This is a genomic window from Streptomyces sp. NPDC058964, from assembly GCF_042741275.1.
Lineage (GTDB): Bacteria > Actinomycetota > Actinomycetes > Streptomycetales > Streptomycetaceae > Streptomyces.
On sequence record NZ_JBHYKH010000174.1, the window covers coordinates 7,121 to 16,455 of the forward strand.

At 70.1% G+C, this 9,335-nt stretch carries 6 protein-coding genes and 1 pseudogene; all 7 read left to right on the forward strand.

Translation table 11 applies throughout. The annotated features are described in order from the left end of the window. Positions 1 to 275: 275 nt before the first annotated feature. The 7 genes and pseudogenes from ACFW2E_RS21890 (at position 276) to ACFW2E_RS21920 (ending at position 9,195) form a co-directional block, all read left to right on the forward strand. A complete protein-coding gene (locus ACFW2E_RS21890) occupies positions 276 to 1,961 on the forward strand; it encodes a glycoside hydrolase family 13 protein (protein ID WP_384468744.1) in 1,686 nt (561 codons plus the stop codon). A 286-nt stretch (positions 1,962 to 2,247) separates the two neighbouring features. After that, the gene (locus tag ACFW2E_RS21895) at positions 2,248 to 3,519 is read left to right on the forward strand and encodes an ABC transporter substrate-binding protein (RefSeq protein WP_384468745.1); all 1,272 of its coding nucleotides are present in this window, start codon (positions 2,248 to 2,250) and stop codon (positions 3,517 to 3,519) included. Between the two features lie 33 nt (positions 3,520 to 3,552). Beyond that, positions 3,553 to 4,488: a carbohydrate ABC transporter permease gene (locus ACFW2E_RS21900; protein ID WP_384468746.1), complete on the forward strand. Its 936-nt coding sequence runs from the start codon at positions 3,553 to 3,555 to the stop codon at positions 4,486 to 4,488. After that, positions 4,489 to 5,433 (forward strand): carbohydrate ABC transporter permease, encoded by a 945-nt coding sequence (locus ACFW2E_RS21905; RefSeq protein WP_384468747.1) that lies wholly within the window; start codon positions 4,489 to 4,491, stop codon positions 5,431 to 5,433. Between the two features lie 535 nt (positions 5,434 to 5,968). Beyond that, a pseudogene (locus ACFW2E_RS21910) lies at positions 5,969 to 6,220 on the forward strand (extracellular solute-binding protein); the annotation flags it as partial. 41 nt (positions 6,221 to 6,261) lie between these two features. Then, entirely contained in the window at positions 6,262 to 6,864 is a 603-nt protein-coding gene (locus ACFW2E_RS21915; protein WP_384468749.1) for a hypothetical protein, read from the forward strand. 279 nt (positions 6,865 to 7,143) lie between these two features. Continuing rightward, complete coding sequence (locus tag ACFW2E_RS21920; protein WP_384468748.1) at positions 7,144 to 9,195, forward strand: glycogen debranching N-terminal domain-containing protein; 2,052 nt, start codon at positions 7,144 to 7,146, stop codon at positions 9,193 to 9,195. The last annotated feature ends 140 nt before the right edge of the window (positions 9,196 to 9,335 follow it).

The following is a 9,335-nucleotide window of genomic DNA, read 5'->3' on the forward strand; positions in this document are numbered from 1 at the left end:
GCCCGACACCGCGCACAGCAGTGCGGCGCTGTTGTAGCGAAGCGGCTTCGCCACCGCGGCCCGCGCCGCCGCCCCCCGGGCGGGCCGGGGGCCGGCGCTGTGGGGTTTCGGTCGCCCGCCGGTCGGGAGGGACGCCCGCGACAGGACGTAAGCCACCCCCCTCGACCGAGCCAGCTCTGCGGAGTGGCTCCCGCCTGCCGTCCCGCCGGAGCCTCCGAGTCCCAGGGGCCCCATGTCCGCCGGCTGATGCCGGCTGCCCGAAAGGTCACTGTCCGATGGTCATCCCCCGCGCGCCGTGGTGGCGCGATGCCGTGATGTACCAGGTCTACTTGCGCAGTTTTCGTGACGGGAACGGCGACGGCGTCGGAGACCTGCGCGGTGCCAGGAGTGGCCTGTCCTATCTGGCCGCCCTGGGCGTCGACGGCGTGTGGCTCAGCCCCTGTTTCCCCTCCCCTCAGTACGACCACGGCTACGACGTGGCTGACTACCGTGCGATCGACCCGCTCTTCGGCGACCTCGACGAGTTCGACCGGCTGGTGGACGACGCGCACCGCCTCGGTCTGAAGGTCCTCGTGGACGTCGTGCCCAACCACTGCTCCGCCCAGCACCCATGGTTCCAGGAAGCCCTGCGGTCGGCTCGGGGCAGCGCGGCCCGGAACCGGTTCCATTTCGCGGACGGCCGCGGGCACAACGGGGAACTGCCGCCCAACAACTGGCGCGCGATGTTCGGCGGACCCGCTTGGACGCGCGTACGAGAGCCCGACGGACGGCCCGGACAGTGGTATCTGCACCTGTTCACCCCCCATCAGCCCGACCTCGACTGGCGCAACCCCGAAGTGGGGGAACACTTCGACGACGTCCTGCGGTTCTGGTTGGACCGGGGTGTCGACGGCTTCCGCATCGACGTCGCGGTCGGCCTCTACAAGCACCCGGGACTGCCGGACTCCCCTGACCCGAACGCCGACGAGGCCGCCAGGGACGCCGTGAACCCGCTGGCCTGGAACCAGCCGGAAGTCCACGGCGTGTGGCGCCGCTGGCGCGCCCTGTGCGACTCATACGCCGCCGTGGACGGCGCAGAGCGCGTCCTCGTCGGGGAGGTAGCCGTGCCGACCCCGGCCGACCAGGCCCTCTACCTGCGCCCGGACGAACTCCATCAGGCGTTCTACTTCGATCTGCTCCACGCTCCCTGGGACGCCGACGCCTTCGCCCTGCGGATCGATGCCGCGCTGCGGGACATCGCCTCCACGGGTGCTCCGGTCACCTGGGTGCTGAACAACCACGACCAGCAGCGCAGCGTCACCCGGTACAGCCGCTCGCTGGGCCTCGGCGACATACCGGACCTGGATCGTGGGGCGGCGAGGGCCCGCGCGGCAGCGCTGATGATGCTGGCCCTGCCCGGCAGCGCCTACCTCTACCAGGGCGAGGAGCTCGGGCTGCCCGAGGTCACCGGTCTGCCGCGGCACGTCCTGACCGACCCGATCGTGACCGCCACCGGTGACCCGCAGAGAGGCCGGGACGGATGCCGGGTACCGCTGCCCTGGTCGGGAACCCAGGCACCCTTCGGGTTCTCCGGGGCAGCGGGTGCCGACACCTGGCTGCCCCAGCCGGACTGGTTCGCCTCGTACTCGGTGGAGAGCAGGCGGCGCGACGGCGGGTCGAGCTGGCACCTCTACCGCGAGGCCCTGCAACTGCGCCGCAGTCTTGCCCCGTTGCGCGACCCGGAGCTGCGCTGGCTGGCCGGGCCGCCGGAGACCATCGTCTTCACCCGCGGCAACGGCTTCCTGTGCGCCGTGAACTTCTCGAACTCACCTGTCGCCGCTCCCGCGCCCGGTCAACCGGTGCTGTCCAGTACGCCCTGCGACGAGGGGAAGCTGGCCGCCAACAGCGCCGCCTGGTGGCTTCTCGACCGGGAGCCCGTCCGGCTGGGTTCTGGGACCGCCCCGGGCCCTGCGCGGGAATGAGCCGTGCTCCTTCGCGGCCGCACGGCGGCCGTCCGGAAGGGCAGGACTGCGGGCCCCCGCACAGCCGGCCGGCCCGCTGCAGGTGAGCGATAGGGACGACCGCAAAGACATGCCATCGGCCGGAACACGCCAATGGCCCCGCACCCGACGTCCGTGACCCGAGCAGCCACAAAGTGGCCCTCGTTCTTCACGCCCACACGTTTGAACGTTCATATCTGCCGGCCCTGCCTGGGCCGCGGCCCCCGTGACCGGTCGCCGGCCGTGTCACCACCACGAAGGAGCAGTAATGAGAAACGCCAGAGCCGCAGCCGCCGCCGCCTTCACGTGCACCGCCCTGCTGGCGGCCACCGCCTGCGCCGGATCGACCCCGGACGGCGCCGCGGGCAAGAACACCGACGGCCGCGGACCCTTCACCCTCGCCATGGGCAAGGACACCACGGGCAAACTGCAGTCGAAGATCCTCGACGTGTGGAACAAGCAGCACCCCGACGAGAAGGTCACGCTGATCGAGCTGCCCGAGTCCGCCGACGAGCAGCGCTCCACCCTGGTGCAGAACTTCCAGGCCCGCAGCGATCGCTTCGACGCGGTCGCCATGGACGTCGTCTGGACGTCCGAGTTCGCCGCCCGCGGATGGGTGCGCAAGCTCCAGGCCGGCTCACTGCCCGTGGCGGACATGCTCCCGGCGGCCGTCCAGACCGCCAGGTACAAGGGGGACCTCTACGGGGCGCCGATGGCCTCGGCCGGAGCACTCCTCTTCTACCGCAAGGACCTGGTCGGCAAGGCGCCGACCACCTGGAAGGACCTCGTCGGTGACTGCGGCATCGCCAAGAAGCACCACATGGACTGCTACGCGGGCCAGTTCGCCCAGTACGAAGGACTGACCGTCAACGCCAGCGAGGCGATCAACTCCGCCGGAGGATCCGTCTACGGCCCCGACGGCTCGGTCACGGTCGACAGCGCGCAGGCCAAGAAGGGCATCGACTTCCTCATCAACGGCTTCCGCCAGGGCTACATCCCCAAGAAGGCCATCACCTACAAGGAAGAGGACGGCCGCCGATCCTTCCAGAAGGGTGACCTGCTGTTCCTGCGCAACTGGCCCTACGTCTACAGCCTTGCGAACACCAAGGGCTCCGACACGACCATCGCGGGCAAGGTCGGAGTCACGTCGCTGCCCGGCGCCGACGGCACCGGAGCCTCCACGCTGGGCGGCGCCAACCTCGCTCTCAGCACCTACTCCAAGCACCCGAAGTCCGTGCTCGACTTCATGGCCTTCATGGAGAGCCCCGAGGTGCAGCGCGTCGAGGTCGAGGACCTCTCCAACGCGCCGGTGCTGACCGAGCTGTACACGGACAGGAAGCTCTCCCAGAGCTTCCCCTACCTGCCCGCACTGCGCCAGAGCCTGCTCAACGCCCGTCCCCGGCCGCAGGTCCCCGCCTACAACGACGCCAGCCTCCACATCCAGCGCGAGATCTACGAGGCGCTGCAGGGCCGCAAGAGCTCAGCAGAGGCACTCCACGACCTCGCCAAGGAACTGAAGCAGGTCGGCAGCGACAGCTGACCGCCGGCCGCGCACCGACCTCAGGAGGCACCCGTGTCCACCGCAGTCCATCCACGCGCCGAACCGGCGCCGCCGCCCCCGGCACACCAAGGCCGCCGCCGCCGTGAGGCACGGCTGGCCTGGTGGCTGATCGCCCCTGCGATGCTCCTGCTCGCAGGTGTGATCGGCTACCCCCTCGTCAAGGCCGTGTACCTCTCCCTGTTCAGCGACACCATCGGCGGGAAACCCGAGTTCATCGGGCTCGGCAACTACCGCAGGGCGCTCACGGGAGACGCGTCGGCCGACTTCTGGTCGGCCGTCCAGGTCACCGTCCAGTTCTCGGTCTTCACTCTTGTGCTGGAAGTCCTCATCGGCACGGCCATGGCCATGGTCATGCACCGCGCTTTCCGCGGCCGGGGACTGGTACGCGCCAGCGTGCTGGTCCCCTGGGCCATCCCCACCGCGCTCACCAGTGTGCTGTGGCGGTGGATGCTCCAGCCCGACGGCATCGTCAACGACCTGCTCGGCAAGACCGTGCTGTGGACGGGCAGTCAGTGGCCGGCCCGGTGGGCGGTGGTCATCGCCGACACATGGAAGACGGCGCCCTTCCTCGCGCTGCTGGTCCTCGCCGGGCTCCAGCTGATCCCCGAGGAACTGCACGAGGCCGCCCGCGTGGACGGCGCGGGCGCCTGGCGCCGCTTCCGCAGCATTACCCTGCCCCTGCTGATGCCCGCGCTCATGGTCGCCGTGCTGTTCCGCCTGCTGGACGTGCTGCGCATCTACGACCTGCCGCAGATCCTGACCGGCGGGTCGAACGGCACCACCACCCTGTCGATGCTCGTCGTGCAGGCGTCCGTCGAACAGACCAAGTTCGGCTACGGTTCCGCCCTGTCCACGCTGACCTTCCTGCTGATCTTCGTGGTCGCGCTGCTGTTCGTACGGTTCCTCGGCAGCAGTCTGATGCCGACCGAGGAAGGCAAGGAGTCCTGAATGCCCACCACAGCGCACCCTGGGCCCGTATCCACCCTGGGAAACCGCCGGCGGGCACCCGGGCGGGAACACTCAGGTCCCGCACCGGCCCGGCGGCGGGGACTGACGCCCGCCGCCCGGCGCAGGCTCGGCAAGACCGGTCTGGCCCTCAGCGTGGCCGTCATCGTCCTGTTCTGCCTCGCCCCCTTCTACTGGATGCTGGTCTCCAGCCTGAAGGGGCCGAACGACATCTTCAACAACGACCTCTGGCCGAAATCCCCGACCCTGGCCAACTACCGGGCCGTCTTCAGCGGGCGGAACAACTTCCTCTACGCCCTGCGCAACAGCGCCGTCGTGGCGGGTACCACCACCGTCCTGGTCATGCTGATCGGTGTGCTGTCCGCGTACACCTTCGTACGACTGGCATTCCGCGCCAAGCGGGCGGCACTGGCGACCGTCCTGGCGGCCTCGATGTTCCCCGGTGTCGCCCTGCTGACCCCTGTCTTCCAGCTCTTCAGCAACTGGGGATGGATCGACCAATACCAGGCCATGATCGTCCCGGACATCAGCTTCGCACTGCCCCTCGCGATCTGGACCCTCACCAGTTTCCTGCGCGAACTACCCTGGGATCTGGAGGAGTCAGCGATGATCGACGGCTGCACACAAGCCCAGGCGTTCCGCAAGATCCTGCTGCCGCTCGCCGCACCCGGGGTCTTCACCAGTGCACTCCTGGTGTTCATCGCGGTGTGGAACGAGTACCTCATCGCCAGCGCGATGTCGCTCACACTCGCCTCCCAGCCGGTGACGGTGGCCATCGCCAAATTCACCGGCAGTTCGCAGTACCAGCAGCCCTTCGGCACACAGATGGCCGCGGGCGTGATCGTGGCGATCCCATTGATCGTGCTCGTGCTCGTCCTGCAGCGCCGCATCGTCGCGGGACTGACCGCAGGAGCGGTCAAGGGCTGATCCGCCGGCACAAGTTCGAGGCGTGGCGGGCTCACGGACAGGGCGGTACCGGTCCCGGGACGGACCGGATGCACGCCCGGCGGACGGGTGTGGCCCCCTGACAGTCACCAACCAGGGCTCCGGGGTGGGCCGACAACGCGGTCCGCCCCGGACGAGCCACCGCCACAAGCCGTCCGGACCACACCAAGCCGCCTCAGCCGGCCATCGGGAAGCCTGGGTCGGCCGGGGAGGGAGAGAACCTGTATGACACAAAGCATCACCGACGTACGCACAGGGCGACTGCGCACGAGGACGGCCGCGGCGACTGCCGCCACCCTGGTGGCGTTCGCGGTACCCGCATGCGGCACCCCGGCGGGCGGGGGCAAGGTGGTCACCCTCCATCTGATTGCCACGGACTGCGCAGACCGGCCCGGGGAGGGCACTCGCCGTTACTGGGACGGCCTGGCCGCCCCGTTCCGGGACGAGCAACCCCTGGATCCGGCTGCGGATCGGCCTGTGCGGCGGGAGCGAGGCCGACAGGAAGGCGGCCTCCCTGGTGCGGCAAGGTCGTGCCGCGGGCATCGCGCAGGCGGGGTCGTTCAGCGACTGCGCGGCGCAGGGACGCCTCTACCCGGTCGAGGAGCTGCTGTCGATCCGCAGACAGGCGTCGTTCCTGCCGGCCCTCGCCGACGGGGGCACGATCGACGGAGAGCAGTACGGCATGCCCTTCGCCGCCGGCACGAGGACGCTCATCTACAACAAGGACCTGTTCGAGCGGGAGGGCATGCCCGCGCCCCCGCGCACCTGGGCGCAGCTCGCCGCCGACGCCGACCGGTTCAAGCGTGTGGGGTGCCGGTACCCTGCGGGCTGCCGCCGGGCGCCGGGGAGTTCCCGCCGGAGACCCTCGACTGGCTGCTCAGCGGAGGCGAAGGCTGCACCGACGAAGCCGGCCGGTACGCCTTCGACTCACCGGAGAACCTCCGCACCCTCGACTGGATCGGGCACCAACTCGTGCGTCCGGTGCTCAGCGGACCCGACCCGGTCGGCACCGACCGTCAGGAAGCCTACGACTCGCTCACTCGCGGCGAGACGGGCATTCCCGACGGCGACCCGTCGCTGATGCGGCGAGCCGGAAGCAGCGGCATCCGTTTGGCCGTGGCGCCCGTGCCGGGCCGCACCGGACCGTCCCGCGCGGTCACCGGTGTCACGGACTGGATGATGGCACCCAAACAGAACGGGCACCGCCGGCAAGTCGGGACGTTCCTCAAATCCGTGTACCAGGACGCGCATGTGCAGGCGTTCGCCGACCGTCACGACACGCTCCTGGTGGCCGCCACCGCGGCAGGAGCGATGAGCGCGGGCAGGGCCCGAAAACCGCTGCAGGTCTGCCTCGGCCAATTGCCGAGCGCCCGGTTCTGCGCGCCGGCAAGCGCTCCTGGAGACCCGTGCTGATGAAGCTGAAGTCGCTCATCGGCTGGGCGGTGACAAAGAACTGTGACCCGAACGGCTTACTCAACGACCTGCCGGACATCGTGCGGACCCTTGCAGGCACCGGCTCCTGACGACGGCCGGCCCGCGACTTCCTGTCCCTTTTGCAGCACGGGCTGCGCACCCGGCCAACGCACTGCCACACCCGGGTCGCCGACATCCCCCGCTCCGCCGCGCGACCTGCGGCACCGTCACATCCCCCCAGGGGTCGCACAGGCAGCCCCCACCTTCGAAGGAGTCACAGTGAAGGACTGGACACCCCAGCCGTTCATCCACGACGCGGTCATCAACCTGGACGCCCCGACCCTCGTGCTGTCCTCTCCCGACGGCCAGATCAGCAAGGCGGCTGAAGGCTTCTACGCATCCGACACCCGACTGCTCAGCCGCCTGGTGCTCACCGTGGGCGGCAGGGAACCCGAGCCCGTGGCCGCCCACAGCCGTGACGCGCGGCATACACGGTTCCTTGCGGTCCACCGGCAAGACGCGGACCTCACCCCCGATCCCACGGTCCTCGTGGAACGAGTGCGCGCAGCCGGGCGGGACTGCGAACGCATCACAGTGACCAACCATGCCCGTCGTCACACCACCCTGACCCTGCGCCTCGAGGCCGCCTGCGACCTGTCCGACATGTCCGAGGTGAAGGCGGGCCGCCCCCGGGCAGCGCTGCCCGCGACGGTCTCCGGCTCGGGACTCACCTGGAAGGCCGCCGGGCAGCAGGCTGTCACCCTGACCGCAATCCCCGCGCCGCACCAGTCCGAACCCGGCCATGCCCCTGCCCTGTCCTGGAACGTCGAACTGGCGCCCGGGCAGTCGTGGGCGGCGAGCCTGACTCTCGAAGCTCCGGCACAAACCGCAAGGACACGGCCCCCTGCTGTGGCCGCACCGTTGCCCGGGCCACCCCCGTGGTCGTCACCGCAGGTCACCTGCGCCGACCCCCGTCTGTCCCGCCTTCTCGGCCGGAGCCTCGACGACCTGTCGGCCCTGCTGCTCGCCGACCCCCGTGACCCCTCGGACCGCTTTCTCGCCGCGGGCGCGCCCTGGTACCTGACACTGTTCGGCCGCGACTCGCTGTGGGCGGCCCGCATGATGCTGCCCCTGGGCACGGAACTCGCGGCCGGCACCCTGCGGGCCCTGGCCCGGCGGCAGGGCACCGCACACGACCCGGCGACCGAGGAACAACCGGGCAAGATCATGCACGAACTGCGCCGCGACGCCAGCAGCACACTGCCCCCGCTCTATTACGGCACCGTCGACGCCACCCTCCTCTTCGTAACCCTGCTGGCCGAAGCCTGGCGGTGGGGCATGCCCGAGGACCAGGTGGCGGCGCTTGTCCCCGCCGCCGAGCGCGCCCTGGACTGGATGCGCCACTACGCGGACGCCGACGGCGACGGGTTCGTCGAATACCTGAAACTCAGGAACACCGGACTGACCAACCAGGGCTGGAAGGATTCCGAGGACGCCGTCCAGTCCGCCACGGGCCGCCTCGCCGAACCCTCGATCGCCCTCGCCGAGGTACAGGGCTACGCCTACGAGGCCGCACTGGCGGGCGCCGACCTGCTGGAAGCCTTCGGCAGGCCGGGCGCCGAGCAATGGCGTGAGTGGGCCCTGAGCCTTGCCCACCGCTTCCGATCGGCATTCTGGGTCGAGGACGGGCACGGCCCCTTCGTGGCGATCGCCCTGGACGGCGCCAAGCGGCCGGTCGAAGGGGTGGCCTCCAACATGGGCCACCTGCTGGGCACCGGCATCCTCGCCCCGGACGAGTGCGCGGTCGTCGCCCACCGGCTCAGCCTGCCGGACATGGACTGCGGCTGGGGGCTGCGGACCATGAGCGCCGAGGCCCGGGGCTTCAACCCCCTCGGCTACCACACCGGATCGGTCTGGGCCCACGACACGGCCATCGTGGTCGCCGGGCTGGCGCAAACCGGCCACGCCCACGTTGCCGCTTCCCTGCTCGGCGGGCTGCTGGAGGCCGCGTCCGCGTTCGACTACCGGCTTCCGGAACTGCACGCCGGTGAGCAACACCGGCCCGGAGATCGTCCGGTGCCCTACCCCGCGGCCTGCCGGCCTCAGGCCTGGGCGGCCGCGGCGGGGGTGAACCTGCTGACGTCGCTGCTGGGTCTGCGGCCCGACCTGCCCTCGGGCGTGGTGCATCTAAGCCCCCTGGACGCTCCCGCGATCGGGCCGCTTCGCGCGGACGGTCTCCGGCTGGGGACCGCATCAGTGACCGTTACCGTGGACGGACAGAGGAAGGGACACATCACCGGCATGCCCGCGGCGACACGGCTACTGCCTTGACGCTCTTCCCCCCGAAGGAGGTAGCTTCTTACGGCTCGCGCCGTAAGCTTGTTCTTTATCTACCAAGATCTGCCGGGTTTACCGATGGCCTTGAGGGTCTCGGGGCGTTTGACGGTCTTGCCCACGTCGTAGCGGGGTGC

Excerpts from the sequence above, each read along its gene's own strand:
- ACFW2E_RS21890 (WP_384468744.1), top strand. The coding sequence starts at position 276 with ATGGTCATCCCCCGCGCGCCGTGGTGGCGCGATGCCGTGATGTACCAG.
- ACFW2E_RS21895 (WP_384468745.1), top strand. The coding sequence starts at position 2,248 with ATGAGAAACGCCAGAGCCGCAGCCGCCGCCGCCTTCACGTGCACCGCC.
- ACFW2E_RS21905 (WP_384468747.1), top strand. The coding sequence starts at position 4,489 with ATGCCCACCACAGCGCACCCTGGGCCCGTATCCACCCTGGGAAACCGC.